This is a genomic window from Schlesneria sphaerica (assembly GCF_044336245.1).
Lineage (GTDB): Bacteria > Planctomycetota > Planctomycetia > Planctomycetales > Planctomycetaceae > Schlesneria > Schlesneria sphaerica.
This window is the reverse complement of the sequence record NZ_CP172346.1, coordinates 1,987,323-2,005,108: the sequence shown is the minus strand read 5'-3', so window position 1 is coordinate 2,005,108 and position 17,786 is coordinate 1,987,323. Positions and strand designations below refer to the sequence as shown.

Genomic DNA, 17,786 nt, shown 5'->3' with positions numbered 1-17,786 from the left:
CACATGCTCGAGCACTCATGCAGGCGATGGTCGCCTTTCGGGATGGTGACTTTACCGTTCGATTGCCATCAGACTGGCTGGGAACGGAAGCTCGTATCGCTGAAGCGTTCAATCAAACAATTGCTCAGAAGCAGCGGATTGCGTTCGAAGTCGCACGACTGAGCAACACGGTTGGTCGCGAAGGACGCTTGAAGCAGCGAATGACGCTTCCGGGGGCGATTGGCGAATGGGCGGTGGAAGCCGACTCCATCAACAATCTGATTGACGATCTGGTGCGGCCCACGACCGAAATTGCCCGGACGATCGGTGCCGTCGCCAAGGGAGACCTCGGTCAGTCGATGGAACTGGAAGTCGACGGTCGGTCGCTCAAGGGAGAATTTCTTCGATCAGCACAACTCGTCAATACCATGATCGAGCAGCTATCCGTGTTCACCTCTGAGGTCACTCGTGTGGCTCGTGAGGTCGGGACTGAAGGAAAATTGGGGGGGCAAGCCCAAGTAAAGGGTGTCTCCGGTGTCTGGAAGGATCTGACGGATTCGGTCAACCAGATGGCAGGCAATCTGACTGCCCAGGTGCGGAATATCGCTGAAGTCACGATTGCCGTGGCAACAGGCGATCTCTCCAAAAAGATTACCGTGGACGTGCGCGGGGAAATTCTCCAGTTGAAAGAAGCGACCAACACCATGGTCGACCAGCTTCGTTCATTCGCTTCGGAAGTGACTCGTGTGGCTCGCGAGGTCGGGACCGACGGACGTCTGGGGGGACAGGCCGTTGTTCCAGGGGTCGCCGGGACGTGGAAAGATTTGACGGATTCTGTGAACGCCATGGCAACGAACCTGACGGCTCAGGTCCGTAACATTGCGACGGTGACCACCGCTGTCGCGCGGGGCGATCTATCGCGAAAGATTACCGTCGATGTGAAAGGGGAAATTCTCGAGCTGAAAGAAACGATCAACACGATGGTTGATCAGCTCAACGGGTTCTCCTCCGAAGTGACCCGCGTAGCGCGCGAAGTCGGTACCGAAGGGAAGCTGGGGGGGCAGGCGGTAGTGCCCGGGGTGGCCGGTACCTGGAAAGACCTGACCGACTCGGTGAACTCGATGGCATCGAACCTGACGGGCCAGGTCCGCAATATTGCCGATGTGGCAACGGCCATTGCCAAAGGGGATCTTTCCTCCAAAATCACCGTCGAAGTGAAGGGAGAGATCCTGGCGCTGAAAAACACCATGAACACCATGGTTGATCAGCTCAACGGCTTTGCTTCAGAAGTGACCCGCGTGGCGCGTGAAGTGGGAACCGAAGGGAAGCTGGGAGGGCAGGCCGATGTCCCTGGCGTAGCGGGGACTTGGAAAGACCTGACTGACAATGTCAACTTCATGGCCTCTAATCTGACGGGGCAGGTCCGCAATATCGCCGAAGTGACGACCGCCGTGGCCAATGGCGACCTCTCCAAAAAAATCACGGTAGATGTGCGAGGGGAAATTCTTGAGCTGAAAAACACCATTAACACCATGGTGGACCAGCTCAACGGGTTCGCATCAGAAGTGACCCGCGTAGCGCGCGAAGTCGGTACCGAAGGAAAACTGGGCGGTCAGGCCGAAGTGCTGGGGGTCGCCGGTACCTGGAAGGATCTCACCGATTCTGTCAACGCGATGGCGACGAACCTGACATCCCAGGTCCGTAACATTGCCGAAGTGACGACCGCCGTGGCGAACGGAGACCTCTCGAAGACCATCACCGTCGATGTGCGGGGAGAAATTCTTGAGCTGAAAAACACCATCAACACCATGGTGGACCAGCTCAACGGGTTTGCCGGTGAAGTGACACGTGTGGCGCGCGAAGTCGGTACCGAAGGCAAGCTGGGGGGACAAGCTCAGGTGCCGGGCGTCGCCGGGACGTGGAAGGACCTGACCGACAACGTGAACTCCATGGCCTCCAACTTGACCGACCAGGTTCGCAACATTGCGGATGTCGCGACGGCCGTGGCGAACGGGGACCTTTCGAAGAAGATTACCGTCGACGTGCAGGGCGAAATTCTACAGCTTAAAGAGACCATGAACACGATGGTCGAACAGCTTTCGGCGTTCGCTTCTGAAGTGACCCGTGTTGCTCGTGAGGTCGGTACGGAAGGAAAGCTGGGTGGCCAGGCGATGGTGAAAGGGGTTGCCGGTACCTGGAAGGACCTGACCGACAACGTGAATTCAATGGCCAATAACCTCACGTCACAAGTACGAAACATTGCCGATGTGACCACGGCCGTCGCCCGGGGCGATCTCAGTCGCAAGATCACCGTGGAAGTGAAAGGCGAAATTCTTGAGCTGAAGAACACGATCAACACGATGGTAGACCAGTTGAACGGGTTTGCCGCCGAAGTGACACGCGTGGCACGTGAGGTTGGCACGGAAGGGAAACTGGGGGGGCAGGCCGCCGTCCCCGGCGTCGCCGGCACCTGGAAAGACCTGACCGACAACGTGAATTTTATGGCGTCCAACCTGACCGGGCAGGTTCGCAATATTGCGGAAGTCGCCACGGCGATCGCCAAGGGAGACCTGTCGTCCAAGATCACGGTGGAAGTGAAAGGAGAAATCCTGGCACTCAAAAACACCTTGAACACCATGGTCGACCAGTTGAACGCGTTTGCGGGCGAAGTCAGCCGCGTGGCGCGCGAGGTCGGTACCGATGGGAAACTGGGTGGTCAGGCCGAAGTCGAAGGGGTTGCGGGAACGTGGAAAGACCTGACGGACAACGTGAATTCGATGGCGTCGAACCTCACCAATCAGGTCCGCAACATCGCAGACGTGACCATTGCCGTCGCGAACGGTGACCTCTCGAAGAAGATTACCGTCGATGTGCGGGGCGAGATTCTGGAGCTGAAAGAAACCATCAACACCATGGTGGACCAGCTTCGATCGTTCGCAGCCGAGGTCAGTCGCGTCGCGCGTGAGGTGGGGACCGACGGGAAACTGGGAGGGCAAGCACAAGTTCCGGGCGTGGCCGGCACCTGGAAGGACCTAACTGACAACGTCAACTCTATGGCGTCGAACTTGACGGGGCAGGTCCGCAACATCGCCGATGTCTCGATGGCCATCGCCCGCGGAGATCTCAGCCGCAAGATCACGGTCGATGTGAAAGGAGAAATCCTGCAACTGAAGGAAACCATCAACACGATGGTCGATCAGTTGTCGGCGTTTGCTTCTGAAGTGACCCGAGTGGCTCGTGAAGTCGGTACGGAAGGAAAGCTGGGGGGCCAGGCCGTGGTGCCGGGAGTGGCGGGGACCTGGAAGGACCTGACCGATAACGTGAACTCCATGGCATCAAACCTGACGGGGCAGGTCCGCAATATCGCCGAAGTGACGATCGCTGTGGCGAATGGAGACCTGTCAAAGAAGATCACCGCGGACGTGCGGGGTGAGATTCTGCAATTGAAGGAAACCATCAATACGATGGTCGAGCAGCTTCGCTCGTTCGCCTCGGAAGTGACCCGCGTGGCGCGGGAAGTGGGAACCGAAGGACGGCTGGGCGTTCAGGCTGTTGTGCCCGGCGTTGCGGGAACCTGGAAGGACCTGACTGACTCGGTGAATACGATGGGGGCCAACCTGACCGCTCAGGTGCGAAACATCGCCGAAGTCACGACCGCCGTGGCGCGTGGTGACCTGAACCGAAAAATCACCGCCGACGTCAAAGGTGAAATTCTGGAGCTGAAGAACACGATAAATACGATGGTGGACCAGTTGAACTCGTTCGCCGGAGAAGTGACCCGTGTTGCTCGTGAGGTCGGTACTGAAGGGAAGCTGGGTGGTCAGGCGCAGGTGTCGGGGGTAGGAGGAACGTGGAAAGACCTGACGGACAATGTGAACTTCATGGCTTCCAACCTGACGGAGCAGGTTCGCGGAATCGTGAAGGTGGTGACCGCCGTCGCGAATGGCAATCTGACGCAGCGTCTGACGGTGCAGGCCAAGGGGGAAGTTGCCGCTCTGGCGGACACGATTAATAACATGACGGACACCCTCGCAACGTTTGCCGATCAGGTAACGAACGTGGCCCGTGAGGTGGGTGTCGAAGGGCGATTGGGAGGTCAGGCTCACGTCCCCGGTGCTGCAGGGACCTGGAAGGATCTGACTGGAAACGTCAACCTGCTGGCCGCAAATCTGACGACGCAGGTCCGTGCGATCGCTGAGGTGGCTACGGCGGTGACGAAGGGAGACTTAACTCGTTCAATTCAGGTTGAGACGCGCGGCGAGGTCGCCGAACTCAAAGACAACATCAACACGATGATTTCGAACCTGCGAGAAACGACACAGCGAAACCGTGAGCAGGACTGGCTCAAAACGAACCTCGCCAAGTTCACGGGGATGTTACAAGGTCAACGGGAACTGAGTACTGTCGGGCAGTTGCTGCTGATGGAACTGGCGCCGCTCGTCGACGCACATCAGGGAACGATTTATCACCTGACAGACCATCAGGGCAGCTCAACGCTCAAGTTGCTGTCGAGCTACGCGCACGTCGGCAGCCGCCAGTTCGAGGCAGAGATTCGGCCAGGCTCGGGTCTGGTCGGCCAGTGTGCGGTCGACAAGAAGCGAATACTGCTGACGAACGTTCCACCCGATTTTATCTCGATCCATTCGAGCCTTGGTCATGCGCAGCACCTCAGCATCATCGTGCTGCCGGTCCTGTTTGAAGGACAGACAAAGGCGGTGATTGAATTGGCGACGCTTCAGCAGTTTAGTGCGGGATCGCTCGCATTTCTGGAACTGCTGACGCAAAGCATCGGAGCTGTCTTCAATACGATCGAGGCGACGATGCGGACTGAAGGCCTGCTGTCGCAATCGCAGCAACTGACCGTCGAACTTCAGTCCCGTCAGAGTGAACTTCAGCAAACGAACCGTGAACTGGGGCTGAAAGCCAAACTGCTGGCCGAGCAGAACGAAGAAGTGGAACGGAAGAACCGGGAAGTGGAACAGGCCCGCAGGGCGCTGGAAGAAAAAGCCGAGGAACTTGCGCTGACATCCAAGTACAAGTCCGAGTTCCTGGCGAACATGTCTCATGAACTCCGAACGCCGCTGAATTCGATTCTGATTCTCAGTCAGCAGCTCGCGGGAAATTCGGGCGGCAACCTGACTCCCAGGCAGATCGAGTTCTCGCGCAACATCAACTCCTCCGGCTCGGACCTGCTGCATCTGATCAATGACATTCTGGACCTGTCGAAGATCGAATCGGGCACGGTCACCGTCGACGTCGAAGAGATTCCGTTTGCGGGACTGCGGGATACCATCGACCGGAACTTCCGTCACGTGGCCGAAGCGAAGAACCTTCCGTTCAATGTCCACTTCTCCGAAGACCTTCCACGGTCCATGGACACCGACCCAAAACGATTGCAGCAGATTCTGAAAAACCTGCTTTCGAACGCGGTCAAATTTACCTCCCACGGACACGTCGAAGTGGGAGTTCGGTTCGCGACGGAAGGATGGAGTATCGATCATCCCGTGCTCAATTCGACCCAGCAGGTGCTTGCATTCTCGGTGGAAGATACCGGGATCGGGGTTCCCCCTGACAAGCAACGACTGATTTTCGAAGCCTTCCAGCAGGCGGATGCGGGGACGTCTCGCAAGTATGGTGGAACGGGGTTGGGGCTGGCGATCAGTCGCGAGCTGGCCATCCTGCTAGGGGGCGAGATTAAACTGACCAGCATCCATGGTCAGGGAAGCACATTCACGCTTTATCTTCCACTGCACTATTCGGGGCCCGCGAATTCTCCGAGCCCCGCCGCAACCAGCAATCTCGTACCAGATGTGGCTCAGAGCATTACTGTACGGCCAATGGTCGCCGAAGAACATGTCGAAGATGATCGCAAGGCCGTCGACGAGGGTGACCTGATCATGCTGATTATCGAGGATGATCCTCATTATGCCCGAATTCTGCTGGGATTGGCGCGAGATAAAGGTTTCAAAGGAATCGTTGGAAATAAGGGATCGTTAGGGCTGTCATTAGCACGACAATTCAATCCGACAGCGATTTCTTTAGATATCTTCCTGCCTGACATGCTCGGCTGGACCGTGCTGAATCAGTTAAAGCTGGATCCTGTTACCAGACACATTCCTGTACTGGTTGTTTCGATGGAAGAGGAACGTCAGCACGGTCTGGCACATGGCGCGTTCGCGTGTCTCGTCAAGTCATCGACGACGGAGGGGCTGGAGACAGCTTTTGATCGGATCAGGCATTTCATCAGTACCACAACAAAACGACTTCTGATCGTCGAAGACAACGACATCGAACGGCAGTCGATCGTCGATCTGCTTGCACACAGCGATGTGGAAATTGTTGCCGCGGGCTCTGGCGGCGAAGCGAAGGCCGCCATCGAAGAAGGATCTTTCGACTGCATGGTTCTCGACCTGAGGCTGCCCGATATGTCGGGTTTTGAACTGCTTGAGTACCTTCAAAAACAGACGCCGAAACCGGATATTCCCGTCGTGGTCTTCACAGGGAAAGAACTTTCCATGGAGGAACAGAACCGTCTGAAGGTGATGGCAAGAAGTATTATTCTCAAGGACGTGCAGTCGCCGGAAAGGCTGCTTGACGAGACGGCGCTATTTTTGCATCGCGTCGTCACCGATCTACCGGTGGAAAAACGCAAGATGCTGGAGCGACTGCATAATTCCAACGAAGTCTTGCATCATCGAAAGATACTGGTTGTGGATGATGATGCCCGTAACATCTTTGCATTGACGTCGTTGCTTGAGAATCAGGAAATGGACGTACTGACCGCGACGAACGGCCGGGCGGCGATTGAAATGATCAGGAATACGCCCGACCTGAGTATGGTTCTCATGGACATCATGATGCCGGAAATGGACGGTTACGAAACGATGCGGGAGATCCGCAAAGACCCCGAATTTCGTACGCTGCCGATCCTGGCCCTGACGGCAAAGGCAATGAAAGGCGATCGGGAGAAATGCCTCGACGCCGGCGCAAGTGACTACATCGCCAAACCGGTGAATACGGACCAGTTACTCTCGTTGTTGCGTGTCTGGCTGTTCCGATAGTTTCGACCCTGATAAAACCACTGCTGTTATGAACATGGATTCACGCTCGTCGATCTGCGGGCTCACTGATCGCTCTCTCAGGCAATCACCCCTCAAGGAGGCTCCGATGTCTGCATCGCACAGCGGCGCCATTAATATCCTGATCGTGGATGATGAGCCGAAAAATCTGACGGTTCTGGAAACGATCCTCGATGATCCGCACTACCGGCTGGTGCGAGCAGAATCTCCCGACGAAGCCCTGCTGGCGCTGGTGGCAGATGAGTTTGCGCTGCTCATTCTTGATATCCGCATGCCGGGAATGACAGGGTTTGAGCTGGCTCAGATGATTAAGGAACGAAAGAAAACGGCCAGCGTTCCGATTATCTTTTTGACCGCATACTACAACGAAGATCAGCACATGCTCGAAGGATACGGAACGGGGGCTGTGGACTATCTCCACAAACCCGTGAATCCTGCGGTGCTGCGGTCAAAAGTCGCTGTTTTTGCTGAACTTTACAGCAAACGACGTGAACTTGCAGAAGCCAATCGCGCGCTCATCGCCGAGAACGCAGAGCGGCGGCGGGTTGAAGATGATCTCAGGCAGCTCAATGAAACACTCGAACAGCGGGTATCAAACCGAACCCAGGCGCTCGCTGAAATCAGTTCAGCGCTCCAAGAGTCCTTCGCGTTACTTGATACTCTAGCTGCAACAGCACCGGTGGGATTGGCGTTTATCGATCGAGATCTGAAATTCGCTCGAGTTAACGAAACTCTCGCCGACTACCACGGTGTCCCACTCAACGATCATCTCGGTCGAAAGGTGGCGGAGGTTGTGCCTGACCTGTGGCCCGACCTGCAGCCGCTACTTCAACGGGCGATCGCTGGTGAGCCCGTCGTGAATATCGAAGTATCGGGTACGTCAGCGACCTCCGGGGATGTTCTGCACTGGTTGGCGAGTTACTACCCGGTCCAGGTGCAGACGGAAACAATCGGTGCTGGCGTGGTCATGGTGGATGTCACGTCGCAGAAAAAACTGCAGCAGGCGATCACGGAAGCGGACCGCCGTAAGGATGAGTTCCTGGCCACCCTGGCGCACGAACTTCGCAATCCGCTGGCCCCGATACGCAATTCGCTCCAGATCATCAAGCTGGCACCTGGGGACGCGGAGATCGTCCAGGAGGCGCGGACTGTAATGGAACGGCAGCTCGCGCAGATGGTTCATCTGGTCGACGACCTGCTCGATGTCAGCCGAATCAGCCGGGGTAAACTGGACCTGCGGATTGAACGAGTGGATCTCAATGTGATTCTCAACAACGCCCTCGAGACTAGCCGGTCTTTGATTGAATCGAGTGGTCACGAACTCCGTGTTGATCTGCCGTCCGAACCACTCTTTATGGATGCAGACGTGACCCGATTAGGGCAGGTGTTCGCGAACCTACTGAATAACGCGGCAAAATACAGTGAAAGAGGGTCACAGATTGCCCTGACCGCTGCCCGAGTGGGGCGCGAAATTGTGGTCAGTGTAAAGGACAATGGCATTGGGATTCCGACCGAGATGCTCCATCAGATCTTCGAGCTGTTCACTCAGGTCGATCAATCGCTGGAACGCTCAAACGGTGGCCTGGGAATCGGACTGTCACTTGTCCAGCGCCTGGTACAAATGCACGGCGGTGACGTAAAAGCTCACAGTGACGGCAGCGGAAGGGGAAGCGAATTCATCGTTCGGTTGCCACTCGCGGTCCTGAAAAGCAGTCCCGCTGAGCCGTCTTCTCCCGGCGGGCCCGCCGCAACATCGACGCCGCCCCGCCGAATTCTGATCGCCGATGACAACGAGGACTCGGCGACCAGTCTGGCCAGAATTCTCAAGATCATGGGGAACGAAGTCCATACAGCGAACGATGGTGAAGAGGCAGTCATACTGGCCGCCACGTTCCGTCCGGACGTCATTCTGATGGACATTGGCATGCCGCGAATGAATGGCTATGACGCATGCCGCGAGATCCGCAGTCAACCCTGGGGGAAAGAGACCGTCCTGATTGCCCAGACCGGGTGGGGACAAAACGAAGATAAGAAGCGATCCCGAGATGCAGGCTTCGATTTGCACATCGTTAAACCGATGGACCCCATGATTCTGGAAGGGTTACTGACAGAACTGAAATCCTCTAATTGACTTCCGGTTTGGGGGTTGCTGCGGACGCTCAGGCAGGCTTACTTTCCATTGAAGCGTGGTTTCCGTTTCTCATTGAAAGCAGCGATCCCTTCTTGCGCATCGGGTAATCCTAGGCACTGGATGTAGGCTGCCGTATCTGCGAGGTAGGCCTGCTTTGCTTGTGTTCCTTCGTCCGCGTGGATCAGTTGTTTTGTCAGACGAAGAGCGGCGGCGGGCTGAGCCAGGAATTGCTGGGCTAGCTCCCCTGCGCTGCTTAGCAGCCGCGTTTGAGGAACGAGATCATGGACCAGACCGTACTGGCTGGCTTGCTGCGAGGTGATCTGTTTGCCGGTAAGACATAACTCGAGGGCGCGGGCTTTGCCAACCAGTGCCGTCAATTGAGCGATTCCATAGCCGGGTGGCCAACCCAGTTTAATCTCGGGCATGGAAAAGCGCGACGAATGTGCGGCAATGCGGAAATCGCACGAATATGCCAGCACGCATCCCCCTCCAAATGCCACTCCGTTAATCGCCGCGATGAATACCTGAGGCAGTTTCTCCCAGGCGAGGTACAGAGATGCCTGTCGATGGCTGAGTCGGGTTGCTTCCGCCAGATCGAGCGTGCCGACCTCGGTGACGTCGTCCCCTGCGCAGAAGGCTTCTCCACTGCCCGTCACGATCACCACTCGAACGTCGGGGTGACCCGCCAGCCAGGCGTTGAGTTCCTCCAGATCCGCCGTCATCTGTCGATCCACCGCGTTCAGCTTTGCAGGACGGTTGAGCCAGACCGTGGCGATGGCCCCCGCTCGTTCGACTCGTAACGTCTTGAGGGGAGGCAGGTCCGAATGATTCGGTTGCGGTGAGACCGGCAGGACTGACCCCTCCCGCATTTGGCTGGCTTTGTCGTCCAGCCTGGCAGCGAACTTCTCGGTGCGGATCACTGCACGGCGGTGTGTACCACGACCAATCTGGTCTTGGGTGTCGAATGCCGCCAGTTCAAAATCAATCAACCGTCCGTCGATCGCCGTCACTTTCGCCTCGGCACGAACGACCGAATTGATCGGGGTGGCAGCCAGATGTTCGACGGAAACTGTCGCTCCGACTGATTCTTCTCCGTCTTCCAGAAACGGTAACAGCGCCTCACGAGCCGCGTGTTCCATCAGGTCGATCATCGCTGGCGTTGAAAAGACCATTGCTCCGACCGGTTGAGAGGCCCCGAGATGGATCACGCTGGATCCATCCACAAACCGGTCGAGTTTTCCGATGGTCCCAATTGTTAAACCGGATTTCATAGGTCTTGGTTCGCAATGAAGATCGGCCAATCGACGACCGAACGGAAGTTATGGAGATCGAGTCCGCAGGTGTCAGGGCTGGAGATCAGGTACGCCGATGGAGTTGCCGAATGATTCCACGAGCACTTCGGGGGTACAGTCATACGTCAGTTTGAGTGCCTCATCGAGCGGGTATCCGTCTTTGATGGCCGTCAGGAATGCGCGGTACAGATTGGCATCCGTTTGCAGCATGAATTCGGTCAAGCTCGATGCGATGCCGTAGTCTGTCGGGGTGAGTCCGTCGACTTTCTGGAAAAATCCTCCCATTGTGCGGTTCATACGCAGGAAGGCGATTCCGTCCGACTGTCTCCGAGCGACAGCAGGTGTGCCCGGAACGGCGACGCCCGCAATCCATTCGGCAATCCCTTCATTCAGCCAGGGAACGATGTGTACGTTGGATCGCATCCGATGGACGAACCCGTGAGCGGTTTCATGGACCAGCGTTGCTGCAAAATAAGCAGGGTCCTTACCAATCCAAATGACAATCACAACGCTGCCGTCGTACGATCCGTGGTGCAGTCCCTGCGTCCCCTCCGATTTTGGGTTCTTCATGACCGTGGCTTCAAAATGGTGGTACATCTCGGCGTTAGCGAAAGCCAGCACGGGACATTTTCCTTTCCAGATGTTCTTGTCGGGCAAGATTCCAAACGCCAGGCAAAGCTGTCGATACATCGTGTCAAGATTATTGAGGTATCCCGCCATCTGTTCTGCGGGTAGATCTGTGAAAAACAGGTAGAACTCCGTCTCCTGCATCAGGAAGTTGTGTCCGGGGAAGAGCTTCCGAGCTTCCTCGAATAACTCTTTCGATTTTTCAATCGACTCCGCACGTTCCTCGTCGGATGGATCGTCCCAGAGAGCATGACCCGTTCGCGATAACCGTGCTTGTGCCAGTTCATCTCTTCGAGCGAGATCAAGCAGGAAGAATGACTTTGCCGAGGGATCCTGCACGACATCAAAAACCTTGTCCTCCGTTGCCAGATGAGCCAGGTTTGTCGCGGGAATCTTTTGCTTACCCCCCTTCGGGAGTGTGATTCCCAAGATTTTCAGTGTGTTTTTCTGTTTACCGGGCAATAGTTCGGTGATCTCGACTTGCTCAAGCTTTTTCCCGGTCTGAAGGTACAAGTCGGCCTTCATTCCTTTAGAGAGTGGCGATTCGTCGGTCCCGAGCGGTGCGATGTATTCCTGCTCAAGCTTGAGCAGCGCGCGCGTCCCCAGCTTCACACCCCGCAGCTTGGGTGGTGCCGAATCTGCGGTCAGGCAGAACAGAACGGCGCCCCCAATCAGACTTGCGACACAGGCACGGACTGCTTTTGACTTCGCCATGGGGTGACTCAGAAAAAGAGGGACCAGATCGAAAAAATGAGTTCCGGAATCCTGCGTGCTGCACAGTAAATTTTTCTGAGATCGGACTCGGAGCTGTCGCAACACCGATTCACCTTGCGTTCTACGAGCCGCCCGAATCTCTTTCGAGCCGATCAAGGGCACGGAGTTTCCGGTCGGCGTCGAACGTCGGAGGGGGAAGAGTCGCCGCCAGCTTGAGTGCGTCTGTCGGGGATACGTCAGTGCGGGGTTTTCCGGTCCCGCGAAAAATAGGCAGTGATTGCCTCATGGCAATGATTTCACGTCGTGTCCGCCCCTTGGGGGCATCGGGCCACGGATTCGGATGCGATTGCCATTCAAAAAAGAGCGGCATCACCTGCTGCATATATTTCCAATATCCGGGGTTATCTGTCTGCAGGACGAACTGCCCCCCCGGGGCCAGAGAACGATGGACGAGCGCGATAAATTCGGGGGTGATCAAACGTCGGTGAACCTGACTCGCCTCGTAGTATGGCTGCGGGTGGTATACGTGAATCTCAGCCACCGATTGTGGTGCGATGTAATCCGCCAGCAGTTCCCGTCCACCGATGACGGCGAAGCGGACATTGGTCAATCCTCGCTGGTTAGCTCGTCGGGTCGCATAACGAATGACCACGGGAAGGACGTCTGAAGAAAGGTGATCAACGTCAGGCCGCCAGATTGCCGAGGCCAGAGTAGATCGTCCATTGCCACACCCGATATCGAGCATGACGGGAGCCGTACGACCGAACAGCGCCGCAAAGTCCAGCGGTCCGGGCGGAGGGAGCTTCTTGATGGCGGTCTGTGTCCATTTTTCCGGGGCAAGAATCTCGCCCGGTACGGGTACACCGAATTCGCGTTCGATCTGGCGCTTGGGGCGTTCAAAGGGACTGGAAGGGGGCACGGTCGTCGTCCAAAAAAGTGACTCGGTCGCGGCGTCTGCGGAGGTCATGACTCAACTGCGCTGACTGAGTGCAAGTCGACCCGACGCTCTGCCCCCTATCATAGCGACTGTCCAAACGGTTGGGATTAGAACCCTTCTCCGGTGGTAAAGTGGCCGCCGCTGCGGGGACGCCCGACCCGTTCCTGATGCACACGTCGCTCAGGGGCCCGCCGTTCGATTCCTCGTTGCGCCATCGAGTTCAGAGCACCTTCGACAACCTGTGCAGTTGCGTTGATGAGAACGCGAGACAATGCGGGATTATTGAGGGCTTCCAAGACGACATAGGCCCCTTGCGCAGACATGTTCTCGGCCCAGTTTGGCTGAAACTGCTGCTGCCGTCTGATGATTTGCCAGAACTCTTCCGGTTTGGTCAGCCCCTGTAGATAACGTGTCAGTTCGGTGTCAGGGTTCAGTGAATCGGAGAATGAACTTCGCTCAGAATCAAAGTTGTTCTGACGAAATCGGTTCACGACCAGATCCATACCTCCCGCCAGATCTTCAGCCAGCTTGCGGTTACGCTGGGCGTCCACAATTTGAGGCCTAAGTCGCTCGATCTGGGCCGTCAGCTCGGTGACTCGAGACACAATCTCGTCATCGCGGGGGTCAGGGGTTCGTCTGGCCCTGCTCTGGAGGACTCCTGTTTCTGTCTGGCTGAGGAACTTTTCGAACTTCTTGATGGCCTCTTCGTAGAAATGTCCCTGTGTCTGATCAAGTTCCTCGAGTTCGGCATCGACGGCCTGCAGTTCTTTTCTGGTCTTCTCCAGGGTTGCGACAATTTCCTCTCGCTTTGCCCCGAGTTTCCGGCCTGCTTCCAGAACCGCGGTCAGCCCGACGGAGTCGGTAATCTGGTACTCAATATCTTCGATCTCTTCCATCAAGCCCTTGAATTCGGCCTTGCGGCGTTCGACTTCTTCTGCCATCAGTTTCGGCGTATTCCGGAGAAACTCATACCCGTTGCGTGCTTTGGGAAAATCGATGATCCTCGCGACCCATCTGTCGAGAGATCGGACGAATCCTTTCCCCCGGTAAGCGGATGTTCCGTAACCGATCCGGTAGAGGTACTGAAAGAGTGAACTTTTCTCGTAGGGCGGAAGCTTTTCCTTTGCAGAGGCCTGGAGTTCGAGGACGCGGGCCTCATTCCGCTGCAGGCGCGCTTCCATCTGAGCCGCGTCGTGAGAAAGTTCCTGGAAATGCGTGTCTTCCTTAAGCCGGTCAGCAACGACCCTCTCCAGATCGTCGCGTCGTCGCACGTGTTCATTCAATTGTTCGGTGATCCCGTCGAGATCTTTCTCGAGCTTACGGCACGATTCGACGAATCGGCTAGCCCGCGCGGTTAACTCGGCATGGATCCGCTCTTTACGCCCCATAATCTCCAGTAACGTCGCCCGGACTTCGGCAAAAGTCGTTTCAATCGACGATCGGCTGAATTCAGGGAGATAATGCTGCGCCAGTTCGAGGAGAGTTGCCCCTTTGCGCGAGACCAATTCTTTTAACTGACTGTCGAGCATTTCCACATCTCGCGTCCGTTCTGCGACGGCCAACCGCTGATGGTCGAGGGCGGATTGCAGCTGATGATAGATGACTGAACCTGGAGTCGGCATGGATCGGCTTCTCGACAAGGGGCCAAGCGACGTGTTCTCTAATCCACCCTGGGGATCGATTTTCAGAATCTCGTAGGACTGGGATCTTCCATTGTCAGTCAATCGATATCCCTAAGTCTAGTGACGGGGATCGCAGCTTCGATGCTGTGACCCTAGATCTCCCAGGCGAGCGGAGGGTCGGAGGAATCTCAGGTGATCCAGGCGGAATCGGACACCGTCATCGATAAGACGATTGTGTTCGTCGCAGTTGGAAACCCGGCTGGTTGCGCTGGTTAATTCAACAGTGAGGGCCACAGCGGCGAATGACTTTCGCTGCCGTGGCCCCACTGATTTCTTTCCTCTTCGCGTCTTCTTCGCCCGAACTTGTGGTACGGAAAGTCGAAGGAAGCGGACGAGGCTCAGTTACATTCTGCAACCAGCGGACCGGCCAGATCTTGCAGGAAGAACAGGCGACCGGGCTGTCCGGGCATAAATGTCGAAGGAATCCATGGAGTCGGCTCGTGTCGCAGGGTCATCCAGAGCGACAGGCCCTGCCACTGCATTCCACGGCCAAAGGTGCCGTCAGCGCCGCCGATGATCTTATCGCAGCCGAGGAACAAGCCTGGGCCGATCGTATTGGCGAACGCCGGGACATGCGTCGTGCGGCTCTTGAAACTGGTTAGCGCATTCTGTTCGATCGTCAGAGGATGAAGCTTGGCACCCAGCCGATGAGTCTGTTGCTTCCATTCAGCCACCGATGAGTATTCGGCGGCGAAGTGAGGTTCCCAGAATGCGATATGGCAAACTCGGCCAATGCCGAAGATGGTGGTCAGCTTTGCGCCGCGCGATCGCAGTTCGCCGATCTTTTCGGCGTAGGTCGGCAGCAGTTTCTTCGTGGCAAAGTTACGCTGCTTTTTGGGAACGGTCAATTTTTTGAGAGGACCGTAAAACGCCTGCTCCATTGCATACTGGAATGATCCCGTATTGGACGATGGGAGCGTATTGCCAGCGATGTCCGACCATTCGTCCATGTTGAAACCGTGCACATGATCGCACGAGACATTCCATTCTGTCAGGAAATAGACGGCCCAGCGATACATGCCCATCGGACCCACGGGCAGAATCATGGCGGCCTGTTCGCCCGCATCCCGGGCCTGCTTGATCGTGTGGGCAATTTCATGCCCGAGCATCATGTCGAAGTCGGCCAGGCTGGTACAGGGGATTGGCTGGAAGCCCGAGTGCCAGCTCTTCTGTCGGACCGTAATCGTTGAGGGATCGGGGTCGACGCATGCGTCGATTTTCGCGAGATCCCAGCCCGCCGGATAGAAGCCTTCCATCAACGAACCCGACAATGTCGTAAGCAAATCCATTAACTAAACTCCCAAGTCAAATGCAGGTTGAATCATCGAGAAGCAGTTGTCACTGCGAAGCCCGATTGTAGACGTTTAAAGGTGAGTTATGCCTCTGCTGTGATCACGATTTTCGCCCGGATTTCGGAAACGCCCGGCCTGGAGCGGGAATTGACCTTATAAGTCAAATTGCTGAAACTGTCCGACCGTTCCGATTCCCCGCTACTTTGTGCTCGCAGGTGCAGGAGACAACCCTTGGCGCCGTGTTTGGGAAGGGATCTGCTATTCTTTCGCTAAGTCACCAGAACAAACCAGTCCACTGGCGGCGTGGCGTCGATCCGCTTGACCGTATGTGATTTGCGAATCCGACCGAGAGGTTCCCCGCATTGTGAATCGATCGTCTACTCGTTCCGGTTTGAATGGATTCATGCGCGACAATCGAGTCGACATGACTTCGCCGGACACTCAGGAGCAACCGATGGCCAATTTTGATCTGTCCGTACATGGATTGAAGGCTCCCACGATTCTGCGGAACGCCGATCCCTCACAACTCTATGAAGAGGCGATTCGCTACGAACCGGGGACGCGCATTTCCAACTCTGGAGCACTCATCGCCTATTCCGGGGAGAAAACAGGTCGCTCGCCACAGGATAAACGACTTGTCAAAAATTCCGCGTCGGCAGATGACATCTGGTGGGGACCCGTGAATTTTCCGCTGGACGATGCCACGTTCTCAATCAATCGCGAGCGGGCCAAGGATTATCTGAATATCTGCGAAAGGCTTTACGTCGTCGACGCGTTCGCCGGTTGGGATCCGCAGCACCAGATTAAAGTTCGAGTGATCTGTTCTCGGCCCTATCACGCCCTGTTTATGCATCAGATGCTGATTCGTCCTACGGACGAACAGTTGGCGAACTTTGGCGTGCCCGACTTCGTCATCTACAACGCAGGAAGGTTCCCGGCGAACCGTTACACGACCGGTATGACGTCCAAGACCAGCGTTGACGTCAGTTTTGAGAACGGTGAAGTTGTCATTCTGGGGACCGAGTATGCAGGCGAGATGAAGAAGGGCATCTTCACGATCATGAACTATCTGATGCCGAAACGAGGAGTGCTTTCGATGCACTGTTCGGCGACAGCAGATCGTGTCACGGGGCAGTCATCGATCATGTTCGGACTCTCCGGAACGGGGAAAACCACGCTCTCTGCCGATCCCCGTCGGTCTCTGATTGGTGACGACGAGCACTGCTGGTCGAACGAAGGAATCTTCAACATTGAGGGGGGCTGCTACGCCAAGGCGATCTACCTCTCACGAGAATCCGAGCCCGAGATCTTCCAGGCGCTGCGGTACGGGGCGGTGCTGGAAAACGTCGTCTACGATGACGCCCACCATCACGTCGACTTCAACAATTCGACCATCACACAGAACACTCGGGGTGCTTACCCCGTTGAATATGTGACGAATGCGAAAATTCCCTGCGTTGCGGGCCACCCGACTGACGTCATTTTCCTGACGTGTGACGCGTTTGGAGTCCTGCCGCCGGTCAGTCGATTAACGACCGAGCAGGCAATTTTCCATTTTGTGAACGGCTACACTGCCAAGATCGCGGGAACGGAAGTCGGTGTGAAAGAGCCTCAGGCAACGTTCTCGCCCTGTTTTGGCGGACCGTTCCTAGTCTGGCACCCGCAGAAGTATGCAGAACTGCTGGCGGAAAAGATCCAAAAGCACGACGCCAAGGTCTGGCTGGTGAATACGGGTTGGAGCGGTGGCCCTTACGGAATCGGCGCTCGAATGAAGCTGCCCTACACTCGGGCCATCATCGACGCGATCCACTCGGGGGAACTCCGGGACGCGCCGACTCAATTGGATCCCATTTTCGGGCTACACGTTGTCACCCGGTGCAGCAAAGTCCCCGACGAAATCCTCGATCCGCGAAAAGCCTGGGCTGACGTTTCCCATTACGAAGCGAGTGCCCGCCGACTGGCCGACTCGTTCGCGGAAAACTACGCCCAGTTCCAGGAAGGGGGAGTCATCACCGGTTCGATGGACGGTTGATCCTCGGGGGTGCCAATGGCG

General features: G+C 56.4%; 8 protein-coding genes. 3 read left to right on the top strand and 5 right to left on the bottom strand.

Features of this window, described 5'->3' with window-relative positions:
- The first annotated feature begins 17 nt into the window (after positions 1–17).
- Both ACGY09_RS07365 and ACGY09_RS07360 read left to right on the top strand, forming a co-directional pair.
- Complete coding sequence (locus ACGY09_RS07365; RefSeq protein ID WP_397571858.1) at positions 18–7,040, top strand: HAMP domain-containing protein; 7,023 nt, start codon at positions 18–20, stop codon at positions 7,038–7,040.
- 106 nt (positions 7,041–7,146) lie between these two features.
- Positions 7,147–9,189 (top strand): response regulator, encoded by a 2,043-nt coding sequence (locus ACGY09_RS07360; protein WP_373650925.1) that lies wholly within the window; start codon positions 7,147–7,149, stop codon positions 9,187–9,189.
- A gap of 38 nt (positions 9,190–9,227) precedes the next feature.
- Here ACGY09_RS07360 and ACGY09_RS07355 read toward each other — a convergent pair whose 3' ends face one another.
- The 5 genes from ACGY09_RS07355 to ACGY09_RS07335 form a co-directional block, all read right to left on the bottom strand.
- Positions 9,228–10,460, bottom strand: a complete 1,233-nt coding sequence (locus tag ACGY09_RS07355; protein WP_397571045.1) for an enoyl-CoA hydratase-related protein — start codon at positions 10,458–10,460, stop codon at positions 9,228–9,230.
- A gap of 72 nt (positions 10,461–10,532) precedes the next feature.
- Complete coding sequence (locus tag ACGY09_RS07350; protein ID WP_373650927.1) at positions 10,533–11,822, bottom strand: hypothetical protein; 1,290 nt, start codon at positions 11,820–11,822, stop codon at positions 10,533–10,535.
- 121 nt (positions 11,823–11,943) lie between these two features.
- Complete coding sequence (locus ACGY09_RS07345; RefSeq protein ID WP_397571044.1) at positions 11,944–12,789, bottom strand: tRNA (guanine(46)-N(7))-methyltransferase TrmB; 846 nt, start codon at positions 12,787–12,789, stop codon at positions 11,944–11,946.
- Between the two features lie 77 nt (positions 12,790–12,866).
- Positions 12,867–14,381, bottom strand: a complete 1,515-nt coding sequence (locus tag ACGY09_RS07340) for a hypothetical protein (RefSeq protein WP_397571043.1) — start codon at positions 14,379–14,381, stop codon at positions 12,867–12,869.
- A gap of 398 nt (positions 14,382–14,779) precedes the next feature.
- Positions 14,780–15,730 (bottom strand): 6-phosphogluconolactonase, encoded by a 951-nt coding sequence (locus ACGY09_RS07335; RefSeq protein ID WP_373650930.1) that lies wholly within the window; start codon positions 15,728–15,730, stop codon positions 14,780–14,782.
- A gap of 457 nt (positions 15,731–16,187) precedes the next feature.
- Here ACGY09_RS07335 and pckA point away from each other — a divergent pair, with 457 nt between their 5' ends.
- Positions 16,188–17,765 carry a phosphoenolpyruvate carboxykinase (ATP) gene (pckA, locus tag ACGY09_RS07330; RefSeq protein WP_397571042.1) on the top strand — a complete coding sequence of 526 codons (1,578 nt, stop codon included), beginning with the start codon at positions 16,188–16,190 and terminating at the stop codon, positions 17,763–17,765.
- Positions 17,766–17,786 lie beyond the last annotated feature (21 nt).

Excerpts from the sequence above, each read along its gene's own strand:
- ACGY09_RS07340 (WP_397571043.1), bottom strand. The coding sequence starts at position 14,381 with ATGCCGACTCCAGGTTCAGTCATCTATCATCAGCTGCAATCCGCCCTC.
- ACGY09_RS07350 (WP_373650927.1), bottom strand. The coding sequence starts at position 11,822 with ATGGCGAAGTCAAAAGCAGTCCGTGCCTGTGTCGCAAGTCTGATTGGG.
- ACGY09_RS07335 (WP_373650930.1), bottom strand. The coding sequence starts at position 15,730 with ATGGATTTGCTTACGACATTGTCGGGTTCGTTGATGGAAGGCTTCTAT.
- ACGY09_RS07345 (WP_397571044.1), bottom strand. The coding sequence starts at position 12,789 with ATGACCTCCGCAGACGCCGCGACCGAGTCACTTTTTTGGACGACGACC.
- ACGY09_RS07355 (WP_397571045.1), bottom strand. The coding sequence starts at position 10,460 with ATGAAATCCGGTTTAACAATTGGGACCATCGGAAAACTCGACCGGTTT.
- ACGY09_RS07360 (WP_373650925.1), top strand. The coding sequence starts at position 7,147 with ATGTCTGCATCGCACAGCGGCGCCATTAATATCCTGATCGTGGATGAT.
- pckA (WP_397571042.1), top strand. The coding sequence starts at position 16,188 with ATGGCCAATTTTGATCTGTCCGTACATGGATTGAAGGCTCCCACGATT.
- ACGY09_RS07365 (WP_397571858.1), top strand. The coding sequence starts at position 18 with ATGCAGGCGATGGTCGCCTTTCGGGATGGTGACTTTACCGTTCGATTG.